Here is a 22,665-nt window from a genome sequence, read left to right as displayed (position 1 = left end):
AGCGAGAGGACCTCGGACATGCCGAAGACATCGACGATGGCGGCGCTGATCGCCTGCCTGGGCGTAGCGTTCACCACGCTGGCGGGTGGCGCCGCCCACGCGGATCCCACCCCCGACTTCGTCGCGGCTGGGACGCTGACGCATCCGCTGCAGTCGAGTCTCGGCTCGGTGGTCGACTCCGCAGGTCGACTCGTCGTCGGTGACCCCGTCGACAGGACCCTCATCCGGATCGGTGCGGATGGCTCGGTGGCCGCTCCCCTCCCCCTGCCGGTGCGACCCCAGTTCCTGATCCCCCGGCCCGACGGGTCCGTCCTCGCCTGGGCGATGGGCGGCGACCTGGCCCGCATCGACGCTTCAGGGGCCATCTCGGTGGTCGACCTGCCCGACTTCGCGAGGTGGGTCGCGGTCGCGCCGACCGGTGACCTCCAGGTCACCGACGACACGGGAGGCATCTGGGTCCAGCAGCCCGACGGCTCCTTCCTGGTGCAGATCATCCTTCCCGACCTGGGTCCGGGATCGCTGAGCTACATCACTCCGTCGCTCGACGACTACGTCTGCCAGTCCTCCCTGTACAAGCTGACGGTCAGCGGCGTCGTCACGATCGACAGCGGCCGGTCGTCGTGCCAGGGCATGACGCACGCGCTCAACGGAGATCTCGTCGTCGCCTGGAGCAACGGCGATGTCGTGCAATACGACTCCGCGGGCAGAGCCAGTGTGATCGCCCGCGCCCCGGGGGATCGCTCCATGACGTGGGACTTCCATCTGCTTCCCTCCGGCGACATCGTCTACCGCGATTCGCAGCGGAGCTTCTATCGCATCGCTCCGGACGGATCGATCTACGAGGCTCGCCGCGGCGGGTGGCAGACCTACGGGATCGCGAGTGGGGCAGAGTTCGACTCCAACTCCGTCGCGGTGAGCGAGGACGGCGTCCTGTACTCCATCACTCGCGAGGGCGGGGTCGATCGCTACACGCTCGGCGACCTCGAGACCGCGGACTTCGAGGGATACGCCCCCGCCCCGTCCATCCCTGCGGGATCGGCCACCCTGTACTCCTACCCGACGTGGAGCGGGCCTTCGTCGGCGCGCTTCTCGGTGGTCGCAGGCTCTCTCCCCGCGGGGATGACCCTCGATCCGGTCCATGGCGACATCGCGGGTGCCCCGACGGTCCCCGGTACGTCGACCGCCACCATCCGTCTGGATCCCGGCACCGGGGCGCCCTCGATCGACCGCACCGTCACCATCACCGTGACAAAGAGCCGCAGAGGCTCCTACTGAGCCCGCGCCGGGCTCAGCGCGCCGCGGGGCCCAGGGCGAGCGCGCGGCGGGCTCAGCGGATGGTGGCGTAGGCGTCGAGGGCGGCGCGGCGCGACTCCGCCAGGTCGACGACCGGGGCGGGGTAGTCGTCGGTGCCGTGCTCGGGGACCCAGTGGCGGACATACTCCCCGTGCGGGTCGAACTTCGTGGCCTGCAGCTCCGGGTTGAAGACGCGGAAGTAGGGGGCGGCGTCCGGCCCGGAGCCCGCGACCCACTGCCAGTTGAGCGCGTTGCTCGCGGGGTCGGCGTCGACGAGGGTGTCCCAGAACCACTCCTCGCCCGTCTTCCAGTGGATGCGGAGGTTCTTGACGAGGAACGACCCGGTCACGAGGCGGACCCGGTTGTGCATGTAGCCCGTCGTCCAGAGCTCGCGCATGCCCGCATCCACGAGGGGGATGCCCGTGCGGCCCGTGCGCCAGGGGCGCAGGCGATCGTCGTCGGCGGCCTCCCAGGGGAACCGGTCGAACTCGGTGCGGAGGTTCTCGGTGGTGATCTGCGGATAGTGGAAGAGCAGGTGGTACCCGAACTCGCGCCAGATGATCTGCCGCAGGTACCCCGTGGCGCCCTCCGCCTCGGCGCGGTGCCCCGACCGTCGCTGCGACACCGCCCGCCACACCTCGAACGGGCTGATCTCGCCCCAGCGCAGATGCGGGGAGAGGTGCGACGTCGAGTCCTCGGCGGGCAGGTCGTGCTCGTCGGCGTAGTCGCCGGCGCCGCCCGACTCGAGCCACTCCGAGAGGGTGGCGCGTGCCGACTCCTCGCCTGGGGCCCAGCGCTCGCGGAGCCCGCCGGCCCAGTCGGGATGCGTCGGCAGGAGCCGCCAGCCCGACAGCTCGTCGGACGGGAGGCGTCGATGGTGAAGGCCGTCGTGCGGCGCAGGCAGAGGCAGCCGCGGCGCCTGCTGCGCGAGGCACGAGCGGTAGAAGGGCGTGAACACCCGGTAGGGAGTGCCCTGGCCGGTGAGCACCGTCCACGGCTCGTGCAGCAGCGAGCCCTGGAAGCTCTTCACCTCGATGCCTCGCTCGCGCAGCGCCGACTTGAGCGCCGCATCCACCTCGCGTTCGGGTTCGCCGTAGCGGCGGTTCCAGAACACGGCGGTGGCCGAGGTCTCGTCGACGACCTCGCTCACGACCTCCTCCGCGGGGCCTCGTCTCAACGTGAGCGACAGGCCGAGCTCGGCGAGGGAGGAGGCCAGCGCTTCGAGGCTGTGATGCAGCCACCAGCGCGAGGCGCCGCCGAGGGGGCGGATGCGCGGGGACTCCTCGTCGAGGACGTAGAGGCATACGATCGGGCCGCCTCGCTCGACGGCCTCGTGCAGGGCGGGGTTGTCGTGCACCCGGAGATCGTCTCGGAACCAGACGACGCTCGTGGGTTCGGTCACCTCTCCGACGCTACGCCGGTACGGAGCTTGTCGCACAGACGGGCGAGCTCGCGCTGCTCGTCTGCATCGAGGTGGGTCATGTGCTGCGAGATCGAACGCGCGTGCAGCACAGCCGCCTCGCGGTACACGCGCGCGCCCTCGTCGGTCAGCTGCACTAGGGTGCCGCGCCCGTCGGTGGGGTCGTCGCTCTTGGAGAGGAAGCCGCGCGCGACCAGGCGGTCGACGAGCCGCGAGATGCTGGGCTGGGTGAGCAGCACCTTCTCGCCGAGGTCGCGGATGCGCAGCCGCCGCTCGGGCTCGAGGAACAGGTTGAACAGCACGTCGTACTCGTTGAGCGAGACGATGCTGGTCGGGAACTCCGAGGCGAGTTGACGCATCACCGTCACCTGCGCCCGGAAGAGCGACTCCCAGGCGGAGACCGGTGAGATCTGGTCGGCCATGAGCACCTCCCTGCTGCCGAGTCGGTCCATTCTGCCATGCTGCCGGGGCAGGTCATGACCATCGCTCAGGTCCTGTGGAGAACCTGCCGATACCCCTCATTGTGCAGGAGTTGACGGGCCTCCGGTCCCCGCTGGGGCGCCGGGCGCTCAGGCCTCGGCGTCGGCGATGATGCCGTCGAACCGCAGGCGCGCCTCGACGCTCGTCATGCGTCCGGAGTCGACGGCGGCGACGACACGGGCGAACTCGAGCTTCAGCTTCGCCCGCTCGGGCGTGACCCCGAAGCGGCGCGGATCGAGGAGCATCGCCGCATCGATGCGCGCCTCCAGCGCCTCCTTGCTCCAGTTCGTCTCAGCCACGCTCGGAGCGTAGGCGCTCCCGGTGAACGCGGGGTGAAGCCCCCCCGCCGCGGGGAGCGCATGCGGCACGCGTCGCGCGCGCGGCTCAGGGGTGGGCGCGGCGGGCGGACCAGGCGGAGGCGACCATGTCGTCGAGGGAGTGGCGCATCCGCCAGTCGAGGTCGCGGGCGGCGAGCTCGCCCGACGCGACGATGCGAGCGGGGTCGCCCGGGCGGCGGGGCCCGATCTCGGGGGTGAAGGCGATCCCCGTCACCGCGGCCATCGCATCCATGATCTGCCGCACCGAGACGCCGTCGCCCGAGCCCAGGTTGTAGGCGTGCAGCAGCGGAGAGCCCGCGGCCAGCGCGCGGGCCGCCGCGACGTGGGCGAGCGCGAGGTCGGCGACGTGGATGTAGTCGCGCACGCAGGTGCCGTCGGGGGTGTCGTAGTCGTCGCCGTTGATGCGGGGCGCGCGTCCGTCGAGGAGGGCGTCGAAGACGAGAGGGAAGAGGTTGTGCGGACTGGTGTCGTAGAGGTCGGGTCGGCCCGAGCCGACCACGTTGAAGTACCGCAGCGAGGTGTGCACGAGTCCGGTCGCGACGCCCTGGTCGCGGAGCAGCCACTCTCCGATGAGCTTCGACTCCCCGTACGGCGACTGCGGCGCCTTCGGGGTGTCCTCGGTGACGAGGTCGGTGTCGGGCGTGCCGTAGACGGCCGCGCTCGAGGAGAACACGATGCGGGAGACGCCGACCTCCTCCATGGCGCCCAGCAGGACGGCCGTGCCGGTGACGTTCTGCTCGTAGGTGTGGAGCGGCCGCTGCACGGAGACGCCCGCATACTTGTAGCCGGCGACGTGGATGACGCCCTCCACCTCGTGGGAGCGCAGGACGTCGGCGATGAGAGCGCGGTCGAGGATGCTGCCCTCCACGAACGGCACGTCCGCCGGCACGAACCCGCGGTGACCCGACGAGAGGTCGTCGATCACCACCGGCGCGAGCCCCGCATCCTGCAGCGCGACGACGACGTGCGAGCCGATGTAGCCCGCCCCTCCCGTGACCAGCCAGCTCATCGTGATCCCCCGTCCGCCACGGCCCCGGCTCCCGCCGACGGCACGACCTCGAAGATACCCGGCTCGCGGAATCCGGCGGCCGCGAACGCCGCCCGGACCGCGTCGCCCACCGCCGCGGCGGACGCGCGCGGGACGAGCGCGATCGCCGACCCGCCGAACCCGCCGCCCGTCATGCGTGCTCCGACGGCGCCCGCGGACCGCGCGGTCTCCACCGCGAGGTCGAGCTCGGGCACCGAGATCTCGAAGTCGTCGCGCATCGACGCGTGGGAGGCGTCGAGCAGGTCGCCGACGGAGGCCGCGCCCGACTCTGCCAGACGCCGCACGAGGGCGAGTACGCGCTCGTCCTCCGTCACGATGTGCCGGACCCTGCGGAAGGTCTCGTCGTCGAGGATGCGCTCCGCGCGGCCGAGGTCGCCCGACGAGAGGTCGCGCAGCTTCGCGACGCCCATCGCCGCCGCGCCGCGCTCGCAGGAGGCGCGGCGGTCGGCGTAGCCGCCCGTGGCGTGCGCGTGCGAGACGCGCGTGTCGATGACCACGATGACGAGGTCCTCGTCGCTCAGCCCGAGCGGGACGACGGTCGCGTCGAGCGACCGGCAGTCGAGCAGCACGGCCGAGTCGGCGCGGCCCATGAGCGAGGCGGACTGGTCCATGATCCCGGTCGGGGCGCCGACGGCCTCGTTCTCGGCGAGCTGTCCGATGCGGGCGAGGCTCGACCGCTCGAGCCGGAGATCCCACAGCGAGTCGATCGCGGCCGCCGTGGCGCACTCGATGGCCGCGGACGAGGACAGCCCGGCGCCGACGGGCACGTCGGACACGAAGTACAGGTCGAGGCCCGACACCGCGTCGAGGTCGACGCCCGCCCGCCCGGCCGCCCAAATCACACCGAGCGGATACGCCGACCAGCCCTCCACCGCATCCGGGGTCAGGTCGTCGAGGGGGATCTCGACGGTCTCGTCGGCGATCGCGCTCGCGACGCGGACGACGCGGTCGTCCCTCTGCCGCACGGCCAGCACGGTGTGGCGGTCGATGGCGAACGGGAGCACGAACCCGTCGTTGTAGTCGGTGTGCTCGCCGATGAGGTTGACCCGGCCGGGGGCGGCCCAGAGCGACGTGGGCTCCGCTCCGAAGCGCTCCTCGAAGCCGCGCCGCGCGTCGGCGACGAGCTGCGGCGCCGGGTTCGGCGAGGGGTCCGGATGCGGGGTGGACGCCGGGTGCGTCGTGTCGTGCGAGGTGCTCATTCGTCGTCGTCCATCTCGTCGAGGGCGGTGCGCAGCATCCGCGCCGTGGTCTCGGGCGGCACGTCGCCGATGAAGGCGCCCATCGCCGACTCGGATCCCGCCAGGAACTTCATCTTGTCGGCCGCCCGCCGCGGCGAGGTGATCTGCAGCATGAGGCGGATGTCGTCGCGGTGGGTCGCGACCGGAGCCTGGTGCCAGGCGGCGATGTACGGCGTCGGGGTGTCGTACAGGCGGTCGAGCGCGCGGAGGACGCGGCGGTAGACGCGGGCGATCTCGTCGCGCTCCTCCGGCGTCGTCGCCGCGAGGTCGGGGACCTGCCGATGGGGGAGGAGGTGGACCTCGAGGGGCCATCGGGCCGCGAAGGGCACGAAGACGCTCACGTGCTCGCCGCGCACCAGCATCCGCTCGGACGCCTGCTCGAACGCGAGCACGTCGTCGAAGAGGGTCGGGCCGTAGCGCTCGATCGAGCGCAGGAGGGCCGTCGTCTTGGGGGTGACGTACGGGTAGGCGTAGATCTGGCCGTGCGGATGGTGGAGGGTCACGCCGATCGCCTCGCCGCGGTTCTCGAAGGGGAACACCTGCTGCACACCCGGCAGCGCCGAGAGCGCCGCGGTGCGGTCGGCCCAGGCCTCCACCACGGTGCGGGCGCGGCTCGGAGAGAGCGTCGCGAACGAGCCGTCGGTCTCGGGGCTGAAGCAGACGACCTCGCAGCGGCCGACGGACGTCTTCGTGCGGCCGAGTCCGACCTCCGCGAGGCTGGCGAGCTCGTGCTCGGCGTCGTCGCTCGCGTCGGCCAGGTTCGGTCCGAAGGACGGCGACTTGTTCTCGAACACGGCGACGTCGTACCGGCTCGGCACCTCGGTGAGGTTGCCGGGGGTGCTCGGAGCGAGCGGGTCGAGGTGCGCGGGCGGCAGCATCACGCGGTTCTGGCGGGCCGCCGCGATCGAGATCCACTCGCCGGTCAACGCATCCTGCCGCATCTCGGCCACGGGCGGCCGCGGTGCGGGCTCGCGTCGGTCGGGCGCGCGCTCGGGATCGAGGGTGGTGTCGGCGTCGTCGAAGTAGATCAGCTCGCGCCCGTCGGCCAGTCGCGTCACCCGCTTCGTGATGCCTCCGGTGAGAAGGTCTGCGGTCACACCACGATTACGTCACTTTCGGATGCGCAAGTCAAGTCGCGCATCCGCTTTCTGTTTCGTAAGATCGGGATGTGGTGGAGTCGACTCCGGAGGGATCAGCGTCGTTGCGCCGCACGGAGATGCTCGCGCTGGTCGCCGAGACGGGCTTCGCGCGGGTGGCGGACCTGAGCCGCGCGCTGGGCGTCTCCGAGGTGACCGTGCGCACCGACCTCGGCGCGCTCGAGGCGGAGGGCTCGCTCGAGCGCGTGCACGGCGGAGCGGTCCTCCGCGGCGGGCCGCGCCGGCTCGAGCCGTCGTTCGAGACCGCGCAGGACACCTCGGCCGATGAGAAGCGGCGCATCGGCGTGGCCGCGGCGTCGCTCGTGCGCAGCGGGATGAGCGTGCTGCTCGACGTCGGAACGACGACCGCCGCCGTCGCCGATGCCCTGCTCGAGCGGGAGGACCTCGACGACGTCGTCGTCATCACCAACGGGCTGTCGATCGCGCTCGCGTTGGAGCGGGCCATCCCGCGGTTCACCGTCGTCGTCACGGGCGGCACGCTGCGTCCGCTGCAGCACTCGCTCGTCGCGCCGTACGCCTCGGCCGTGCTGGGGCGCATCCGCGCCGACCTCGCCGTCATCGGATGCACGGGGGTGGAGGCGTCGGCGGGCGTCACGAACGTGAACCTGCCGGAGGCGGAGCTCAAGCGGGCCATGCTCGAGTCGGCCGGGTCGGCCGTCGTGGTCGCCGACTCGACCAAGCTCGGCCGCGCCCACGTGGGCGTGGTGGGTCGCCTCGACGAGTTCGAGCGCGTGATCACGGGGGCGGAGGCGCCGCCCGCCGCGCTCGCGGCGCTCCGCGCCGCCGGCGCCGTGCTGTGGGAGGCGTAGCCCGGCACGGGCAGCGCTGCTCCCAGGCCCGGCCCGGCTGGTCGGTTGGTTGGTTGGCTGCTGGCTGGAGCCAACTCCGGAGATCTTGGCTAGTTCGAGCCAACTCCGGAGATCTGCAGGCGTGTCGCGCCAGGACTCCGGAGTTGGCACCCTGACGTCGGAGCGTGTGCACCGGAGCCCACGCCCGCGCTCGTGCGGGCGGGCGGGCTCGACTGCTCACCTGTGGTGCGATCCGCCGCAGAGTGACCCCGAAAGTGAGCACTCGACGCACTCCCACCTCGGGGCGGCAGCCAGGTGGCTCAGGGGGCGAGGGCGGCGCGGAGGTCGGCGAAGGCCTCGCGGAGGAGGGGGGTAAGGTGCTCCTCCTCGCCCTCGGCCCAGCGGGAGAAGGCCACGCGGAGGGCCACCATCCCCGCCTCCGCCGCCATCTGCGCGGCGGCGGCCGGCACGCCCCGGTCGCGGAGGGCGCCGGAGATCGCCGCGGCGAAGGTGGTGAGCTTCATCAGCTCGCGCTCCGCCAGCGGCGGGTTCGCGGCGAGCACGCGCTGGCGCTTCCGGGCGAAGTCCGCGCGCTGCTCGAAGAACCGCTCCGCCGCGACCTCGAGCGCGACCTGGACCGCCTCGAGGGGCGAGGCATCCGTGGGCGCCGACGCCGTCCCGTCGACGAGCAGCTCGATCAATCCGCTCGATCCGTCGAAGAGCACCTCGCGCTTGTCGGTGAAGTGCCGGAAGAAGGTCCGCTCCGTCACGCCGGCCCGCGCGGCGATCTCTGCGACCGTGGTCTGCTCGTACCCGCGCTCGACGTAGAGGTCGAGCGCGGCCACCGTGAGGCGGCCGGGCGCGTTCGGCTCCCAACGTCCCATGCCCTGATCCTACGCGGAGGAGGCTGTGATGACAGAAGCTGACATCAGGTGTAGCGTCTCTGATGTCAGGAACTGACATGAATGGAGTCATCATGAAGATCTTCGTCACGGGCGCATCCGGGTTCATCGGATCGGCCGTCACCACCGAGCTGCTGTCGAACGGGCACGAGGTCGTCGGGCTGGCACGATCCGAGGAGTCGGCGGACGTCATCCGAGCCCTCGGCGCCTCGGTCGCCCGCGGCTCGCTCGAGGAGCCCGAGACCTTCGCCGCCGGCGCCGCCGGCGCCGACGGCGTGGCCCACATGGCGTTCCGCCACGTCTTCACGGAGTTCCCGAAAAACGTCGCGCTCGACCGCGCCGTGCTCGAGGCCATGGCCGACGTGCTCGAGGGCACGGGCAAGCCGCTGTCGATCGCCGGCGGCACCGCCGGCATCGCGCCCGGCCGGCTGGCGCTCGAGACCGACGATCCGGATGCGGAGGCCTCCGCCGCGAACGGCGACCGCGCCGCGAACGGCCGCTATGTGCTCGGGCTCGCCGCGAGGGGAGTCCGCTCCTCGGTCGTCCGCTTCGCGCCGACCGTCCACGACAGCGTCAAGCGCGGCTTCATGGGCGAGTACGTCGACATCGCGAGGCGGACGGGGGTGGCGGGCTACGTCGGCGACGGCTCGAACCGCTGGTCGGCGGTGCACGTGTCGGATGCCGCGCGGCTGGTGCGTCTCGCGCTCGAGGCCGCGCCGGCGGGGACGACGCTCCACGGCGTCGGGGAGGAGGCGGTGGTGATCCGCGACGTCGCCGAGCTCGTCGGCGCACGGCTCGGCGTGCCCACCGCGTCCATCGACCCCGCGGATGCGCCGGCGCACTTCGGCTGGCTCGCCGCCTTCATCGGCAGCGACATCCCGGCGAGCAACGCGCTCACCCGCGAGTGGATGCACTGGACCCCCACGGGCCCCACCCTGACGCAGGACCTCTCCGAGGGCTCCTGGTTCGACGCGTAGCCCGCCGCCGCCCCGCGTGCGCCCCACGGGCGGAGCGGCGCGAGGCACGCGGGTCCGGATGCTCTGCTGCCGCCGTTCCCGGGTGCGCCCGGGACGGCACGTGGGACAAGCCGGTCGCTCGTCACGGAATACGGGGAAGCGCGGCGCTATTCCGCGCGCTTGCGCGTATTCCGTGATGAGCGACCGCGCGACCGGCCGCACCACCTCCGTCGTGCACCGGACGGGTGCTGGATCTGGCGGTCGTGGTGGCCTCGGCGGGCGGAAGGTCGCCACGAGTGTCAGATCCGCCGCAGCGAGCGCGGGACGGGAGCGGGGAATGCGAGCGCCGGGAAGGGCGTGCTGGATCTGACGGTCGTGGTGGCCTCGGCGGGCGGAAGGTCGCCACGAGTGTCAGATCCGCCGCAGCGAGCGAGTGCGGGATGCAGGCGCCGGGGAGGGCGTGCTGCATTTGACAGTCGTGGTGGGCTCGGCGGCCGGAAGGTCGTCACGAGTGTCCAAACCGCCACAGCGAGCGCGGGACGGGAGCGCGGGACGCGAGCGCGGGGGAGGGGGTGCTGGATTTGACAGTCGTGGTGGGCTCGGCGGGCGGAAGGCCGCCACGAGTGTCAGATCCGCCGCAGCGAGCGCGGGACGCGAGCGCGAGCGCGGAGGAGGGGGCGGGCGGTGTCGGAGGGTGGACCTAGCGTCGGGCGCAGGATGGAACACAGCAGGGCGCACCGCGGGTTCGCGGTCATCGACTTCGAGACGACCGGGCTCTCGCCGGCGCGGGGATCGCGGGCGATCGAGATCGGAGTGGTGCTGAGCGACCGCGACGGCACCATCACCGAGGAGCACGACACCCTCATCCACGCCGGCCCGGCTGTCGGGCCCACGCGCATCCACCGCATCTCCGCGCGCGAGGTCGCCCACGCCCCGACGTTCCGGCAGATCGCGCCGCAGCTCCTCGAGCTCCTGGCCGGGCGGGTCATCGTGGCGCACAACGCCGCGTTCGATCTCGCGTTCCTCCGCACCGAGCTCCTCGCCGCGGGATACCCGCCGGGCCCCGTCGTGTCGCTCTGCACCATGCAGCTGGCCAGGCACTTCCTGCCCGACTCCCGCCGCTCGCTCCGGGCGTGCTGCGAGGTGTTCGGCATCGACCTCCGCGACGCGCACCGCGCCTCGGCGGATGCCCGCGCCACCGCCGTCCTCCTCGAGTGCTACATCGCCTCGTCGCGCGATCGCGGCTGGTGGGATGCGCGCCTCGACCGCGCGTCGGCGACACCGTGGCCGCCGTTTCGGGTGGGCCGAGGGTCGCATGCGCGGACCGCCGCCTCATCCTCGATGCCGGTCTCCGACGGCCGGGCTCCGTGGGTGCCGCGCGAGATAGCCCGAGCCGCGGCAGGTCTCCCCGCCGCCGAGCTCGGACTGCGCCTGCCCGCGTTCGTGTAGAGCCCTGCCCCGCCAACCGGGAGTTCCAGGCGGGCAGCGGATCTGGCACTCGCGGCGACCTCCCGCCCGCCGAGGCCACCACGAGTGTCAGATCCGCTGTGGGCGGCCCTCTTCCGTGGACGATGGCCGTCCCGCCGCACGCCCACCCCTGGCGGTAACGGATCTGGCACTTGTGGCGGCCAACCGTGCTTCGAGGCCGCCACGACTGTCAGATCCACTCTGGGCGCCCTTGTCGATTGGCCAGGGCCGCCCCCGCCGCACACGCGCTCTCGCCGGGTGACGGATCTGGCACTCGTGGCGACCTCCCGGGCTCCGAGCCCACCATGACTGTCAGATCCGCTCCGACTGGCCTTTTGGCGGGTCATGGCCGCCCCGCCGCTCGTGCGCTCTCGGTGGGTGACGGATCTGGCACTTGTGGCGACCTCCCGCCCTCAGAGGCCACCACGACTGTCAGATCCACTCCGGGTGTCCATGTCCGATTGGCCAGCCCCCCCCGGCACACGCGCTCTCGGTGGGTGACGGATCTGGCACTTGTGGCGGTCTTCCGCGCTTCGAGGCCGCCATGACTGTCAGATCCGCTCTGGGTGGCCTTGTCGGCGGGGCATGGCCGCCCCGCCGCACACGCGCTCTCTTGGCGGGTAGTGGATCTGGCACTTGTGGCGGCCGTCCGCGCTTCGAGGCCGCCACGACTGTCAGATCCGCTCTGGGCGGCGTTGTCGGTGGCTCATGGCCGCCCCGCCCCCCCCGGGGGCCCGTGCGCTGCAGGTGGCTAACGGATCTGGCAGTTGTGGCGACCTTTCGCGCTTCGAGGCCATCACGACTGTCAGATCCACACCGGCCGCGCGCCGCGCGCCCCGCGCCGCGCCCAGCGCGGCGCCGCCGCGCGGCGCGCGGGCTCAGCGGCGGTAGCGCGCGAGGACCTCGTCGAGGGAGCCGCCCGGGTCCTCGTCGCCGAGGGCGCGCTCCTCGACCGCCTCGATGTGGCCGTCGACGATGGCGGCCGCGCGCTCGGCGTCCCCGGCCGACATCGCCGCGACGAGCTGCTCGTGCTCGATCAGCCCCTCGGTCTGCGGGTGCGAGTGCCCGAACACGGCGAGGATCAGCGTGCACCGCGACACCACCTCCGAGAGATACCGCAGCAGAAGGGCGTTCTCGGTGAGCTGCGCGAGCAGCAGATGGAACTCGGCCCCGAGGCGCACGGACCGGCGATGGTCGCCCGCCGCGGAGGCCTCCCGCTCCGCGTCGATGTGCGCGCGAAGCGGCGCCGAGAACTCGTCGCGCCAGGATCGGGCGAGCGTGGCGACGACGGCGCGCTCCAGGGCGCGCCGCACCGCGAACGCCTCGTGCGCCTCCTCCCGGCTCGGCTCGGCGACCCGGGCCGACTTCGTGCGTCCCACTTCGACGAGCCCCTCCGAGGCCAGCCGCTGCAGCGCTGATCGGATGAGGGTCCGGCTCACGCCGAAGCTCTTGCCGAGCGCGTCCTCCGGGAGCTTCGTCCCCGGCTTGAGCGCGTTCTCCATGATCGCGTCGCGCAGCGCGGTGTACGCCGTGCCGCTCTTCGAGGCGGACGGGTCGAGCACGTCGGTCATGCCTGCAGGATACCGCACGAGCGAATTTACCTGCCCGAAACATCCAGCGACGGTATACCGAAACATTCACTACGGCATACTGTATCGACACCACGAGGAACGGATCGATGAACACGACCGCCAGCACCACCCCAGCCACCAGCACCACGAGCCGCATCGCTCTTTCTCTCACGGCGCAGCAGCAGGAGACGATCGCCCGCTCCCTGGCCTCGGGCGAGGCGAGGGACCTCGCCGGCCTGGCCGCCCGCGCCGTCCGGGAGACCGTCGAGGGCGACTTCAGTCGTCTGCCCATGCCCGCCACGAGCCGCCGCGAACGCGCCTGGCGAGACCACCTGCCGAAGCGCCCGGGTGCAGAGCGGGAGCTTCTCGACGAGCTCGTGCTCGAGCCGGGCACCGGTCGCGCGATCGAGATGGCCGCGGGCGAGGTGCTCCGCCTCGAGCAGATCGAGGGCTCGCAGTGCCTCGACTTCAACTGCTTCAGCATGGCCGACTACCGCGAGGCGTTCCACACCGGCCGCACCCGCACGCTGCACGGAATCAACCCCACCACGGGCGACTTCCTCTGGTCGGCCCCGCCGCGCGAGCGGGCGATGATGTTCATCCTCGCCGACAGCGTGGGCTGCAACGACGTGCTCTTCCCACGCTGCAGCGCGAACATGTACGAGTCCGTCTACGGCTTCACCCGTCACACCAACTGCGCCGACATCCAGGCGGAGGCGTAGCGCGAGTACGGACTCACACCCGACGACGTGCACGACTCCTTCAACCTGTTCATGTCGACCGAGGTCGTCGACGGCATGCCGCGCATCCGCCGTCAGGACACCGCCCCGGGCGACCACGTCGAGCTGCTCGCCCTCATGGACGTGCTGGCGGTGCCGAACATCTGCGGATCCGACGTGCAGCCCACCAGCAACTACTCGTTGAAGCCGGTGCTCGTGCAGCGCTTCCGCGCCTCCGAGGCCGACCTCGCCGCCGTCCCCGAGCTCTGGGAGTATGACTCGCAGCGCACGCCCGCCGACTTCGCGCAGCCGCGCATCCGCTCGGAGCGGGCGCTCACGCGCGATCCCTCCTACGTGCCCGCGTTCCTCACCGACGCCGTCGTCACGACGGTCGAGGACGTCGAGCTCGACGCGGACACGCGATCGCTCTTCGAGCGGATGTGGGACGACGGCCTCTCCGCCCGCTACGCCACGCGCGGCGCCGGCCTCCGCGACGTCCTCTTCTCGTGGTGGGCCGCGACCCATGGACATTGACTTCACCCGGCTCGGCGAGTACGAGCGCTACAAGCTGATGGCGAGCCTCATCGTGCCGCGTCCGATCGCGCTCGTGACCACGCTCGACGAGGGGGGAGTGGTCAACGCGGCCCCGTTCAGCATGTTCTGCATGGTGGGCGAGGAGCCGCCGCTCGTGATGATCAGCCTCAACCGCCTCGCGGGCGGAGGCCAGAAGGACACCGCCCGCAACATCGACCGCGAGCGCGAGTTCGTCGTGCACATGGTCGACGAGCCCCTGGTCGCCGCCGCCGACGGATGCGGGGAGCGACTCCCGGCCGGATCCAGCGAGCTGGAGGCGGTGGGCCTGGGCACCACGCCCTCGAAGGCGGTCCGGCCGCCGACGATCCCGGATGCGCCGGTCGCCTTCGAGTGCGTGCTGCACGAGAAGCTCGAGACCGAGAGCCGCGAGGTCTTCCTCGGGCGCATCCTCTCGCTCCACACCCGCCTCGACCTCATCGACACCGACGCCTGGCGGGTCCGGCTCGGCGACTACCATCCGGTCGCACGATTCGGAGCCAGCTTCTACACCACCACCCGCGACCGCTTCTCGGTCGGCGCGCTCTCCACCCCCATCGACACCCTCACCTGACCGGTCACCCTCCAGGACCCCGAACCCCCCCCGCACGCACCACCACCCGTCCCGCACCCCCTTCCCCACCGGAGGCACACCATGCCCATGCACCACCGCCCGTCCGCCCGCCGCATCACCCGCCTCGCGGCGGGGACCGCGCTCCTCGGCCTCGCCGCCGCGCTCACCGCCTGCTCCGGCGGAGCGGGTTCCACCGGCGCCACCGCGTCGTCCGACCTCGCGATCGGCTCCGTCGACCTGTCGGGTGTGTGCCCGGCGACCGTGGTCATCCAGACCGACTGGAACCCGGAGGCGGAGCAGGGCAACCTGTACCAGCTCATCGGACCGGATCCGGTCATCGACGCCGACAAGAAGGCCGTCTCCGGTCCGCTCATGGCGGGTGGCGAGTACACCGGGGTGGACGTGGAGGTGCGCTCCGGCGGCCCGGCGATCGGCTTCCAGACGGTGACCAGCCAGCAGTACACCGACCCGTCCATCACGCTCGGCTACGCGAACACCGACGAGGCGGTGCAGCTGTCGGCCGACATGCCCACGACGGCCGTCTTCGCCCCCTTCGAGGTCGGTCCGCAGATCATCATGTGGGATCCGGCGACCTACCCCGACGTGAAGACCATCGCCGACCTGGGCAAGACCGACGCCGTCGTGCGCTACTTCGGGGGCGCCGCCTACATGGAGTACCTGATGGGCTCCGGCATCCTGCCCGCCTCGCACGTGGACGGCAGCTACGACGGCACGCCGGCGAACTTCGTCGCCGCCGGTGGGAAGGATGCGCAGCAGGGCTTCGCCACGGTCGAGCCCTATGTCTACGAGAACGAGCTGTCGTCGTGGGGCAAGCCCGTGGCCTACCAGCTCATCCATGACGCCGGGTACCCGATCTACGCGTCCGCCCTCTCCGTGCGCACCGGCGACCTCGAGTCGCTCAGCCCGTGCCTGACGAAGCTGGTGCCGATCGTCCAGCAGGCGACCGTCGACTACTACGCCGACCCCGCGGCGACGAACGACCTCATCCTCGAGGCCGTCGACCAGTTCGACAACGGGTGGGTGTACACGCCCGGTGTCGCCGCCTACTCCGCGAAGACGCAGGTCGACCTCGGCCTGGTCGGCAACGGATCGAACGAGACGGTCGGCGACTTCGACATGGACCGCATCCAGAAGATCATCGACATCACCACCCCGCTGTTCGAGGAGCAGGGCACGCCGCCGGCCGCCGGGCTGACCCCCGACTCGATCGCCACCAACGAGTTCATCGACACCTCGATCGGGTTCTGATTCTGGGCTCGTGGGTCCGACCGCGCTAGGGTCGGGCCCACGAGGAGGTGGGGCGGATGTGTCGCTGGGTCGCCTACGCGGGGGAGGCCCTGCATCCGTCGACGCTCATCCTCGACACCCCGCACTCCCTCGTCGCCCAGTCGCTCAACTCGCCGCTCGGCAAGGAGACGGTGAACGGCGACGGGTTCGGGATCGGCTGGTATCCGGCGGGCGATGTGCCGGGCAAGGCGCCCGCGCTCTTCCGCAGCGTGGAGCCCGCCTGGTTCGACGAGAACCTGAGCGAGATCGCCAGGGCGATCGAGACGCCGCTGTTCTTCGCCCACGTCCGCGCCGCCAGCGGGCCACCCATCCAGCGGACGAACTGCCATCCGTTCCGGCACGAGAACTGGCTGTTCATGCACAACGGCGCCCTGCACGGCTTCACGCGGATGCGTCGCGAGCTGCTGCTGCTCATCGACCCCGCGCTGTTCCCCGAGGTGCGGGGCACCACGGACTCCGAGGTGCTTTTCCACCTCGCCCTCACCCACGGTCTCCGCGAGGACCCGCTCGCGGCGATGAGCCGCACGCTCCGCGAGGTGGAGCGGATCGGCGACCAGCTCGGCATCCCGCATCCGGTGCAGGGGACCTTCGCGGTGACGGACGGCACCACGATCTGGGCGTTCCGCTACTCCTCGATCCACGACTCGCGCACCCTCTTCTACTCCGAGGACCTCGGCACCCTGCAGCAGACCTACCCCGACCTGGACCGCCTCAGGGTGTTCACCAAGGGTGCTCGCGTCGTGGTGTCGGAGCCGCTCAGCGACCTGCCCGGGGCGTTCATCGAGGTGCCCGAGTCGACCGTCGTGGTGGTCGACCGGACGGGCTGTCGTCTGGAGCCCTTCCTCCGCTGAGCGAATCCGGCGCTCCGCTGAGCGGACCCGGCACGAGCCGCCCTCAGAGCATCGCGGTGAGCACGCCGCCGTCGGCGCGGACGGCGGCGCCGTTGGTGGCCGAGGCGAGCGGGCTCGCGAGGTAGACCGCGAGGTGCGCGATCTCGTCGGGCTCGAGGAAGCGACCGAGGAGCGAGGTGGTGTTGCCGGCGGCGATCGCCTCCTTCATCTGCTGAGCATCGACTCCCTGCAGCGAGGCCACGTGCTCGACGGCCCCGGCGACGCCCTCGGAGTACGTCGGTCCGCCGAGGATGGTGTTCACGGTCACGCCGGTGCCCCTGGTCAGCTTCGCGAGCCCGTTGGCGAGCGCGATCATGCCCGCCTTGGTCACGCCGTAGTGGATCATGTCCGCCGGGACGTTGACACCCGACTCGCTGCTGACGAACAGGATGCGCCCGGTCCCTCGCTCGAGCATGGCCGGGAGCATGGCGCGCGACAGCCTGACGCCGCTCATCAGGTTGACCTCGAGGTACCGGGCCCACTCCTCGTCGGCGACGTCGAGGAAGTCGGCCACGCCGAACAGTCCGACGTTGTTCACGAGGACGTCGACGTCGGCGATTCGCTCGCCGAGCCCCGCCGCCTGGTCCGCGTCCGCCATGTCGGCGGCGATCCCGTCGATGATCGAGCCGGGATGCTCCGCGCGCAGCGCGTCGACCGCCTCCTCCACCCGGGCTGCGGTGCGGCCGTTCACGATGACCTCGGCTCCCTCCTGCAGCAGTCCGCGGGCGATGGCGTAGCCGATGCCCTGGGTCGATCCGCTGATGAACGCGCGCCTGCCGACGAGACCGGTGTCCATGGTGACGTCCTCCTTTTTTGTTTGCTCAGTCAAACATCTTAGAGGCCGAGATGCTTGACTGAGCAAATGAATGCGGCCGGGGACGCTATCCTCGGAGCATGCAGACACCCCCGACGCCTCGTGCGCTGGAGGGGAGCGACCTCGAGACCTGGGCCTCGCTCGCGACCGTGTTGGAGTGGCTCCCGCCGGCGCTCGACGAGCCGCTCGAGAAGGCGTTCGACCTCACCCACTTCGAGTACGGCATCCTCTACGCCCTGGCCGGCGCCGACCACCAGAGCCTCCGGATCGGGGTGCTCGCCGGCTACGCCCGCAGCTCGATCTCCCGGCTCTCCCGCGCCGTCACTCGCCTGGAGTCGCGGGGCTGGGCGAAGCGGTCGCGCGATCCCCTCGACGGACGCTCGATCGTGGTCGCGCTGACCGACGAGGGCCGCGACGTGTTCGCACGCGCCACGCCCTCGCACGAGGAGAACGTGCACCGTCTCGTGCTCGACGCCCTCACCGCCGCGCAGAAGCGCCAGCTGCTCGAGATCACCCGCCGCATCCAGCGATCGCTCCGCGAGGAGGGCTCGTGGCGGCCACCGGCGCCGCCGAGCTGAGCCGCGTGACGCCGCGCCGCTCGTTCCTTGCGGCGCGACCCTCGGGTCTCAGTCGCTGTGCGCGCGAGGCGGGTGTCAGCGGGCGGGAAGGCCCGCGGTCGCGATGTCCAGCAGGGACCGCAGGTGCGCTCGTTGCGCGGACGTCAGTGCGGCGAGCGGCGTGTGCCGCTCGAGGGCGGCGGTGACCTCTTCCATCACCCGCCGCCCGGCATCCGTGAGGTGCAGCCGACGCGTGCGCCGGTCGACCGCGTCCGGGATCCGCTCGGCGAGCTCCGCTCCCTCGAGCCGCCGTGCCAGAAGGGTGATGTTCGAGGCGTCGCAGTCCAACGCGGTCGCGGCCTCCGACATCGTCAGATCCCGCTCGGCGTGAGCCAGCGCCCAGAGCAGGGCGCCCTCGGTCTCCGTCACACCCGCGCGTGCGAAGGCGGGGGCGGCCGCTGCGTGGTGGACCGCGGTCAGTCGCTCGAGCGACTCGATGATGTCGGACAGGGCGCCCATGCGATCTCTCCACTCCTTGAATAATTCAAGTGTTAATGTGATGATCCTTGATATGTTCAAGTATATTGCTGATCCGTCGGGGATCCCTCGGACCGTGGTCGCCGCGGTCCGGCGTGGGGGTCCCGACACCCTGCAGCTGCGTTCCGAGCAGCTGCCTCCACCGCAGCCGACGGAGGTGCAGGTCGAGGTGGAGGTCGCGGGGGTCGCCTTCGGGGATCTCCTGCTGCGGGAGGGGCTCGTCCCCGGGCTGCCCTATCCCAGGATCCCCGGGTACGACGCTGTGGGGCGTGTGGCCGAGATCGGCCGAGACGTCGTCGGTCTGCGTCCCGGTGACCGGGTCGCGGTCCGCACCGAGTCGGGGACCGGGGGATATGCATCCGCTCTGAACGCGTCGGCGGACCTGACCGTTCCGATTCCGGACGCCGTCTCCTCCGACGAAGCGGCGGCGGTGATCCTGAACCACGTCACGGCGTGGCAGATGCTCACCCGGGTCACGTCGCTCGTGTCGGGATCCCCGGTGCTGGTCCACGGCGCCTCGGGCGGGGTGGGAAGAGCCCTGGTCGAGCTCGCGCAGCACCTCGGTCTCAGGGTGCTCGGGACGTCGTCCAGCACGCGGATGTCCGCACTCGCCGGCCGCGGGGTCGAGGCGTTCGACCGAGACCTCCGCTGGGAACGCGACGTGCTGCGTCGAGAGCCGCACGGGGTGCAGGCCGTCTTCGACGGCATGGGCGGCTCGACGGCGAGGCGGTCGCTGCAGCTCCTGGCCCCGGGCGGCACTCTCGTCGAGTACGGCGTCTCGGGGGTGCTGAGGCGGGGGCGTCGTTCCGCCCTTGGGCTGCTCGGGGTGGCGGCCTCCGCGCCCCGCCTCTCGACCCTGGCCCTGTTCAGCAGAGGCATCAGCGTCGCCGGGTACGCGTCGAGCCTGTTCGTCCCCGCGCATCGTCAGTGGTTCCGTGACGATCTCTCCGCGCTGCTCGACCTGCTGGCGACCGGGTCGATCGCCCCCGCCGTCGAGGGGCGGATCCCTCTCGATGAGGCCGCCCGCGCGCATGAGCTGCTGGCTCGCGGTGTCGGTGGCAAGGTCCTCCTCGAGCCGGCCGCGGTCGGCTGAGATGCCAGCCCGGTCCGGCGCATCCGGAGGGTGCGGTGTCCGTGGAGGAGACGGGCGTCACCGCGCGAGCGGGACGAGGGAGAAGCCCGTGATGGCCATGACCACGACGAGCACGAGGGTGAGCGCTGCGGCGAGGACGCAGAAGAGCGTCGTGGCGGCGATGAGTCGGCCGCCGGCGAGGGTGGTCCGGTCGCCCTCCTCGAGGAGCATGCGGTGGTGCGTCCGGTATCGGCGGTGCACGGCCCAGAGCAGCCCGCCGGCGGCGATCACCCCGGCGAGTCCGAGCACGACCGCCCAGGCGCCGAGCACCTCGGGCAGGATGCGCATGGCCACCAGCGAGCCCACGAACAGCGCGAGCGCGGTGCGCCGCCAGGCCAGCGCGGTGCGCTCCGGCTGGAGTCCGGGGTCGAAGAGGGTCACACGAGCACTCCGATGAGGACGAGCACCCCGACCACCCCGACCACGATCGCGAGCGGCAGGGCGAGGGGAGCGCTGGGCAACGGGGTGCTGAGCCGGAGCGCGCGTTCGGTGCGGGCCCATCCGAACCAGCCCTGCAGCGGGGTGAGCAGCCCCGCGACGATGAGGATGAGGGACGCGGCGAGCCGGAATCCGGGCTGGATGCCGAGCCCGAGGGCCTCCAGGGCGACGCCGCCGGCCAGGAGCGCGAGGCCCGTGCGGATCCAGGCCAGGAAGGTGCGCTCGTTGGCGAGGCTGAACCGCGCATCCGGTTCGGTGCCGCGGCCGAACACGGACGCGGGGAAGCGGCGCGGCGCCGTGGAGCGCCCGCCCGCGGGTGCGTCGGCGTCGCTCATGCTCACCAGTATCCCGCGCCCCCGCCGCCCGCGCGGCGCGCCAGTGCGCCCCCCCGGGCCGAGTGCACCCGGGAAACGTGGCTGCCACGCCCGTGCAAGCGCTCTTTCGGGGTGCACTCGGCCCCGCCGCCGGTCGCGCCCGCCGCGGCGGTACGCCCGCCGGCCGAGTGCACCCAGGGAACGTCGCTGCCACGCCCGTGCAACCGCTCTTTCGGGGTGCACTCAGTCCCGGCCGCTGGTCCCCGGCCCCCGGTCGCTGGTCGCGCTCGCCACGTCAGCGCGCCTAGTGGCCGAGTGCACCCAGGGAACGTGGCTCAGACGCCTGTGCAAGCGCTCTTTCCGGGTGCACTCGGCCCAGGGCGCTGGTTACGCATGGCCCTCGCGTGGCGGTGCGCTCGCCGGCCGAGTGCACCCAGGGAACGTCGCTGACGCACTGGTGCAAGCGCTCTTTCGGGGTGCACTCGGCCCCGCCGCCGGTCGCGCCCGCCGCGGCGGTACGCCCGCCGGCCGAGTGCACCCAGGAAACGTCGCTGCCACGCCCGTGCAAGCGCTCTTTCCGGGTGCACTCGGGCCCGGGCGCTGGTCGCGCACGCGCTCGCGCTCGCACGGCGGTGCGCTCACGGGCCGAGTGCACCCAGGGAGCGTGGCTGACACGGCCGTGCAAGCGCTCCTTCCGGGGCACTCGGCCCCTCGGGCGGGGCGGCGCGGAGCGCGCGCTACAGGGACGGACGGAACTCGATCGTGACGTCGTCGCCCTCGGGGTGCACCCAGGCGTAGAGGAAGAAGATCGCGTCGTCACGGCCGCCGTCGTCGGAGGTGAAGTCGAAGCGCCCGGTCGTGAACGTCGCGCGGACGGCGGGCTCCGTGGCGACGCCGTCGACGTGCTCGGTCTGGTAGCTCGTGATGTCGTCGAGGACGGGAGCGTCGTTGAGCACCACGTCGGTGGCGAAGCCCGAGCGCGCTCGCAGCTCGCCGGGGCAGTCGGCCGGCGGGCTGGGCATCGCGGCGAAGCAGGCGGCGACGAACTCCGTCGCCTCCTCCGAGATCCGGTCGCTCAGCGCCTGAGTCGGCTCGAACCAGAGGCTGGTGGAGACGACGTCGCCGAAGGCCTCCGACGTGGTGGAGGTGGTGGCCGCGCCCGCCAGCACGACCGTCTTCGGCGCGGCCGTGAGGTACGTCGAGGTGGTGCCGCCGATCCGGTAGACGCCCGGGTAGAGAAGGGTCGCACGCTGCGACGCACCCTCCGCATCCGGCCCGCTGAGGTCGATCTCGGCGGGCACCCTGACGGCCGGATGCGCAGAGCCGGCGTCGCTGCTCGCGCCGCGATCGTGACGGTCCTCGTCGTCACGGATCTCCGCGGGGCCGAGCTCGGGCGTGTTCGACTGCACCACGAGCGGCACCAGCAGCGGATCGACGACGCGCCACTGCGTGAACCCGAACCAGGTGTCGTCCATCCGCTCCGCCCGGAGCACGGCGGTGGTCGAGACCCCGCGGAGGAGGTAGGTGACCCCCACGTCGACGGTCTCCCCGACGGGGACGTCGGGGCTGTCCCCGTAGTCGAGCGCGACGTCGGCCACCTCGATCCGCTGCGACGCCTGGCCTGCGACCACCGCCATCATGTCGCGGTCGAGCACGAGGTCGTCGGATGCGGTGACCTCGGCGCCTGCCGACACCGTGGGCGGCGGGGCGGGGGTCGACTCCCCGTCGTACCCCGTGTACTGCGCGGGGTCGACGAGCTGCGACGCGCCCACCGCATCGCCCGCGGCGATCAGCTCGACGTAGTCGCGCACCGCCTCGACGGGCCCGCCGCGCGTGCGCAGCGCCGCCCACACGATCGCCGCGGTCGCCGCGAGCACGAGCACCACGCCGAGCGAGAGCCCCACCACCAGCCGACGTCGACTAGTCACTTCCGCACCCACCTCTCTACGAGATCCGCCGCCCCGCGTCGCCCCTCGCTCGCTGCTCATGCTCGCAGTGTGGCCCGTCGGCGGCGGCGAGGCGATGGGGAGAGGTCACCATCGGGTCACGGATGAGGGCGGGCTTGCATCTCCGACGCCGACCGCTATGATCGGTGTAAACGTTTTCGTAAACGTTTACATTCACATCAGCACCACCCATCCCACGCAAGGACGC

The 22,665-nt window shown here is 71.8% G+C and carries 22 protein-coding genes and 1 pseudogene; 10 read left to right on the top strand and 13 right to left on the bottom strand.

Going from position 1 to position 22,665, the window contains the following annotated elements:
* Window positions 1-18 precede the first annotated feature (18 nt).
* Window positions 19-1,275, top strand: a complete 1,257-nt coding sequence (locus IEX69_RS08540; RefSeq protein WP_085020598.1) for an Ig domain-containing protein — start codon at window positions 19-21, stop codon at window positions 1,273-1,275.
* Between the two features lie 52 nt (window positions 1,276-1,327).
* On the opposite strand, the gene IEX69_RS08535 is transcribed toward IEX69_RS08540, so the two are convergent.
* The 6 genes from IEX69_RS08535 to galT form a co-directional block, all read right to left on the bottom strand.
* Complete coding sequence (locus IEX69_RS08535) at window positions 1,328-2,695, bottom strand: cryptochrome/photolyase family protein (RefSeq protein ID WP_085020597.1); 1,368 nt, start codon at window positions 2,693-2,695, stop codon at window positions 1,328-1,330.
* Complete coding sequence (locus IEX69_RS08530; RefSeq protein ID WP_114703959.1) at window positions 2,692-3,165, bottom strand: MarR family winged helix-turn-helix transcriptional regulator; 474 nt, start codon at window positions 3,163-3,165, stop codon at window positions 2,692-2,694. Before IEX69_RS08530 ends, IEX69_RS08535 begins: the two co-directional genes overlap by 4 nt.
* 117 nt (window positions 3,166-3,282) lie before the next feature.
* Window positions 3,283-3,492 (bottom strand): hypothetical protein, encoded by a 210-nt coding sequence (locus IEX69_RS08525; RefSeq protein WP_114703960.1) that lies wholly within the window; start codon window positions 3,490-3,492, stop codon window positions 3,283-3,285.
* Window positions 3,493-3,577: 85 nt separating this feature from the next.
* A complete protein-coding gene (gene galE, locus IEX69_RS08520; RefSeq protein ID WP_085020595.1) occupies window positions 3,578-4,540 on the bottom strand; it encodes a UDP-glucose 4-epimerase GalE in 963 nt (320 codons plus the stop codon).
* The gene (galK, locus tag IEX69_RS08515; protein WP_085020594.1) at window positions 4,537-5,778 is read right to left on the bottom strand and encodes a galactokinase; all 1,242 of its coding nucleotides are present in this window, start codon (window positions 5,776-5,778) and stop codon (window positions 4,537-4,539) included. The genes galE and galK overlap by 4 nt, the downstream gene beginning before the upstream one ends.
* The gene (galT, locus tag IEX69_RS08510) at window positions 5,775-6,914 is read right to left on the bottom strand and encodes a galactose-1-phosphate uridylyltransferase (RefSeq protein ID WP_229756285.1); all 1,140 of its coding nucleotides are present in this window, start codon (window positions 6,912-6,914) and stop codon (window positions 5,775-5,777) included. Before galT ends, galK begins: the two co-directional genes overlap by 4 nt.
* Before the next feature lie 71 nt (window positions 6,915-6,985).
* On the opposite strand from galT, the gene IEX69_RS08505 reads away from it, so the two are divergent.
* Complete coding sequence (locus tag IEX69_RS08505; RefSeq protein WP_085020593.1) at window positions 6,986-7,783, top strand: DeoR/GlpR family DNA-binding transcription regulator; 798 nt, start codon at window positions 6,986-6,988, stop codon at window positions 7,781-7,783.
* Between the two features lie 299 nt (window positions 7,784-8,082).
* Here the strand turns inward: IEX69_RS08505 and IEX69_RS08500 are convergent, their stop codons facing one another.
* Window positions 8,083-8,646: a TetR/AcrR family transcriptional regulator gene (locus IEX69_RS08500; RefSeq protein WP_085020592.1), complete on the bottom strand. Its 564-nt coding sequence runs from the start codon at window positions 8,644-8,646 to the stop codon at window positions 8,083-8,085.
* Between the two features lie 77 nt (window positions 8,647-8,723).
* On the opposite strand from IEX69_RS08500, the gene IEX69_RS08495 reads away from it, so the two are divergent.
* Together IEX69_RS08495 and IEX69_RS08490 are read left to right on the top strand one after the other, a co-directional pair.
* Window positions 8,724-9,641 (top strand): SDR family oxidoreductase, encoded by a 918-nt coding sequence (locus IEX69_RS08495; RefSeq protein ID WP_217348621.1) that lies wholly within the window; start codon window positions 8,724-8,726, stop codon window positions 9,639-9,641.
* 696 nt (window positions 9,642-10,337) lie between these two features.
* On the top strand, window positions 10,338-11,069 hold the full coding sequence (locus IEX69_RS08490; RefSeq protein WP_085020591.1) for a 3'-5' exonuclease: 732 nt from the start codon (window positions 10,338-10,340) through the stop codon (window positions 11,067-11,069).
* An 896-nt stretch (window positions 11,070-11,965) separates the two neighbouring features.
* Here the strand turns inward: IEX69_RS08490 and IEX69_RS08485 are convergent.
* Entirely contained in the window at window positions 11,966-12,658 is a 693-nt protein-coding gene (locus IEX69_RS08485; protein WP_085020590.1) for a GntR family transcriptional regulator, read from the bottom strand.
* Between the two features lie 107 nt (window positions 12,659-12,765).
* Between IEX69_RS08485 and IEX69_RS20870 the strand changes: the two are divergent.
* The 4 genes and pseudogenes from IEX69_RS20870 (at window position 12,766) to IEX69_RS08460 (ending at window position 16,680) form a co-directional block, all read left to right on the top strand.
* Window positions 12,766-13,911, top strand: a pseudogene (locus IEX69_RS20870) (DUF1989 domain-containing protein).
* Window positions 13,901-14,521: a flavin reductase family protein gene (locus IEX69_RS08470; RefSeq protein ID WP_085020587.1), complete on the top strand. Its 621-nt coding sequence runs from the start codon at window positions 13,901-13,903 to the stop codon at window positions 14,519-14,521. Before IEX69_RS20870 ends, IEX69_RS08470 begins: the two are co-directional and overlap by 11 nt.
* Window positions 14,522-14,602: 81 nt before the next feature.
* Window positions 14,603-15,790: a substrate-binding domain-containing protein gene (locus tag IEX69_RS08465; protein WP_085020586.1), complete on the top strand. Its 1,188-nt coding sequence runs from the start codon at window positions 14,603-14,605 to the stop codon at window positions 15,788-15,790.
* 56 nt (window positions 15,791-15,846) lie between these two features.
* Window positions 15,847-16,680 carry a class II glutamine amidotransferase gene (locus tag IEX69_RS08460; RefSeq protein ID WP_085020585.1) on the top strand — a complete coding sequence of 278 codons (834 nt, stop codon included), beginning with the start codon at window positions 15,847-15,849 and terminating at the stop codon, window positions 16,678-16,680.
* Window positions 16,681-16,723: 43 nt separating this feature from the next.
* Here IEX69_RS08460 and IEX69_RS08455 read toward each other — a convergent pair whose 3' ends face one another.
* A complete protein-coding gene (locus IEX69_RS08455; RefSeq protein ID WP_085020584.1) occupies window positions 16,724-17,515 on the bottom strand; it encodes an SDR family NAD(P)-dependent oxidoreductase in 792 nt (263 codons plus the stop codon).
* Window positions 17,516-17,613: 98 nt separating this feature from the next.
* Between IEX69_RS08455 and IEX69_RS08450 the strand changes: the two genes are divergently transcribed.
* On the top strand, window positions 17,614-18,111 hold the full coding sequence (locus IEX69_RS08450) for a MarR family winged helix-turn-helix transcriptional regulator (protein WP_085020583.1): 498 nt from the start codon (window positions 17,614-17,616) through the stop codon (window positions 18,109-18,111).
* Between the two features lie 75 nt (window positions 18,112-18,186).
* Here IEX69_RS08450 and IEX69_RS08445 read toward each other — a convergent pair whose 3' ends face one another.
* Window positions 18,187-18,609: a MarR family winged helix-turn-helix transcriptional regulator gene (locus tag IEX69_RS08445; protein WP_085020582.1), complete on the bottom strand. Its 423-nt coding sequence runs from the start codon at window positions 18,607-18,609 to the stop codon at window positions 18,187-18,189.
* A gap of 52 nt (window positions 18,610-18,661) precedes the next feature.
* On the opposite strand from IEX69_RS08445, the gene IEX69_RS08440 reads away from it, so the two are divergent.
* Window positions 18,662-19,720: a zinc-binding dehydrogenase gene (locus IEX69_RS08440; protein ID WP_174604498.1), complete on the top strand. Its 1,059-nt coding sequence runs from the start codon at window positions 18,662-18,664 to the stop codon at window positions 19,718-19,720.
* Window positions 19,721-19,777: 57 nt separating this feature from the next.
* On the opposite strand, the gene IEX69_RS08435 is transcribed toward IEX69_RS08440, so the two are convergent.
* The 3 genes from IEX69_RS08435 to IEX69_RS08425 all read right to left on the bottom strand — a co-directional run bounded on the left by IEX69_RS08435 (window position 19,778) and on the right by IEX69_RS08425 (window position 22,439).
* Complete coding sequence (locus tag IEX69_RS08435; RefSeq protein WP_085020580.1) at window positions 19,778-20,140, bottom strand: DUF202 domain-containing protein; 363 nt, start codon at window positions 20,138-20,140, stop codon at window positions 19,778-19,780.
* The gene (locus IEX69_RS08430; protein ID WP_085020579.1) at window positions 20,137-20,532 is read right to left on the bottom strand and encodes a YidH family protein; all 396 of its coding nucleotides are present in this window, start codon (window positions 20,530-20,532) and stop codon (window positions 20,137-20,139) included. Before IEX69_RS08430 ends, IEX69_RS08435 begins: the two co-directional genes overlap by 4 nt.
* A gap of 716 nt (window positions 20,533-21,248) precedes the next feature.
* Entirely contained in the window at window positions 21,249-22,439 is a 1,191-nt protein-coding gene (locus IEX69_RS08425) for a hypothetical protein (protein WP_157127267.1), read from the bottom strand.
* Window positions 22,440-22,665 lie beyond the last annotated feature (226 nt).

The sequence above is a fragment of the Cnuibacter physcomitrellae genome (genome assembly GCF_014640535.1).
GTDB lineage: Bacteria > Actinomycetota > Actinomycetes > Actinomycetales > Microbacteriaceae > Cnuibacter > Cnuibacter physcomitrellae.
This window is presented reverse-complemented; position numbering and strand designations above follow the sequence as displayed.

Bases quoted from the DNA above. Each gene is read 5' to 3' on its own strand.
- IEX69_RS08540 (WP_085020598.1), top strand. From the start codon at position 19: ATGCCGAAGACATCGACGATGGCGGCGCTGATCGCCTGCCTGGGCGTA.
- IEX69_RS08530 (WP_114703959.1), bottom strand. From the start codon at position 3,165: ATGGACCGACTCGGCAGCAGGGAGGTGCTCATGGCCGACCAGATCTCA.
- galE (WP_085020595.1), bottom strand. From the start codon at position 4,540: ATGAGCTGGCTGGTCACGGGAGGGGCGGGCTACATCGGCTCGCACGTC.
- galK (WP_085020594.1), bottom strand. From the start codon at position 5,778: ATGAGCACCTCGCACGACACGACGCACCCGGCGTCCACCCCGCATCCG.
- IEX69_RS08500 (WP_085020592.1), bottom strand. From the start codon at position 8,646: ATGGGACGTTGGGAGCCGAACGCGCCCGGCCGCCTCACGGTGGCCGCG.
- IEX69_RS08495 (WP_217348621.1), top strand. From the start codon at position 8,724: ATGAATGGAGTCATCATGAAGATCTTCGTCACGGGCGCATCCGGGTTC.
- IEX69_RS08490 (WP_085020591.1), top strand. From the start codon at position 10,338: ATGGAACACAGCAGGGCGCACCGCGGGTTCGCGGTCATCGACTTCGAG.
- IEX69_RS08485 (WP_085020590.1), bottom strand. From the start codon at position 12,658: ATGACCGACGTGCTCGACCCGTCCGCCTCGAAGAGCGGCACGGCGTAC.
- IEX69_RS08470 (WP_085020587.1), top strand. From the start codon at position 13,901: ATGGACATTGACTTCACCCGGCTCGGCGAGTACGAGCGCTACAAGCTG.
- IEX69_RS08465 (WP_085020586.1), top strand. From the start codon at position 14,603: ATGCCCATGCACCACCGCCCGTCCGCCCGCCGCATCACCCGCCTCGCG.
- IEX69_RS08460 (WP_085020585.1), top strand. From the start codon at position 15,847: ATGTGTCGCTGGGTCGCCTACGCGGGGGAGGCCCTGCATCCGTCGACG.
- IEX69_RS08455 (WP_085020584.1), bottom strand. From the start codon at position 17,515: ATGGACACCGGTCTCGTCGGCAGGCGCGCGTTCATCAGCGGATCGACC.
- IEX69_RS08450 (WP_085020583.1), top strand. From the start codon at position 17,614: ATGCAGACACCCCCGACGCCTCGTGCGCTGGAGGGGAGCGACCTCGAG.
- IEX69_RS08445 (WP_085020582.1), bottom strand. From the start codon at position 18,609: ATGGGCGCCCTGTCCGACATCATCGAGTCGCTCGAGCGACTGACCGCG.
- IEX69_RS08440 (WP_174604498.1), top strand. From the start codon at position 18,662: ATGTTCAAGTATATTGCTGATCCGTCGGGGATCCCTCGGACCGTGGTC.
- IEX69_RS08430 (WP_085020579.1), bottom strand. From the start codon at position 20,532: ATGAGCGACGCCGACGCACCCGCGGGCGGGCGCTCCACGGCGCCGCGC.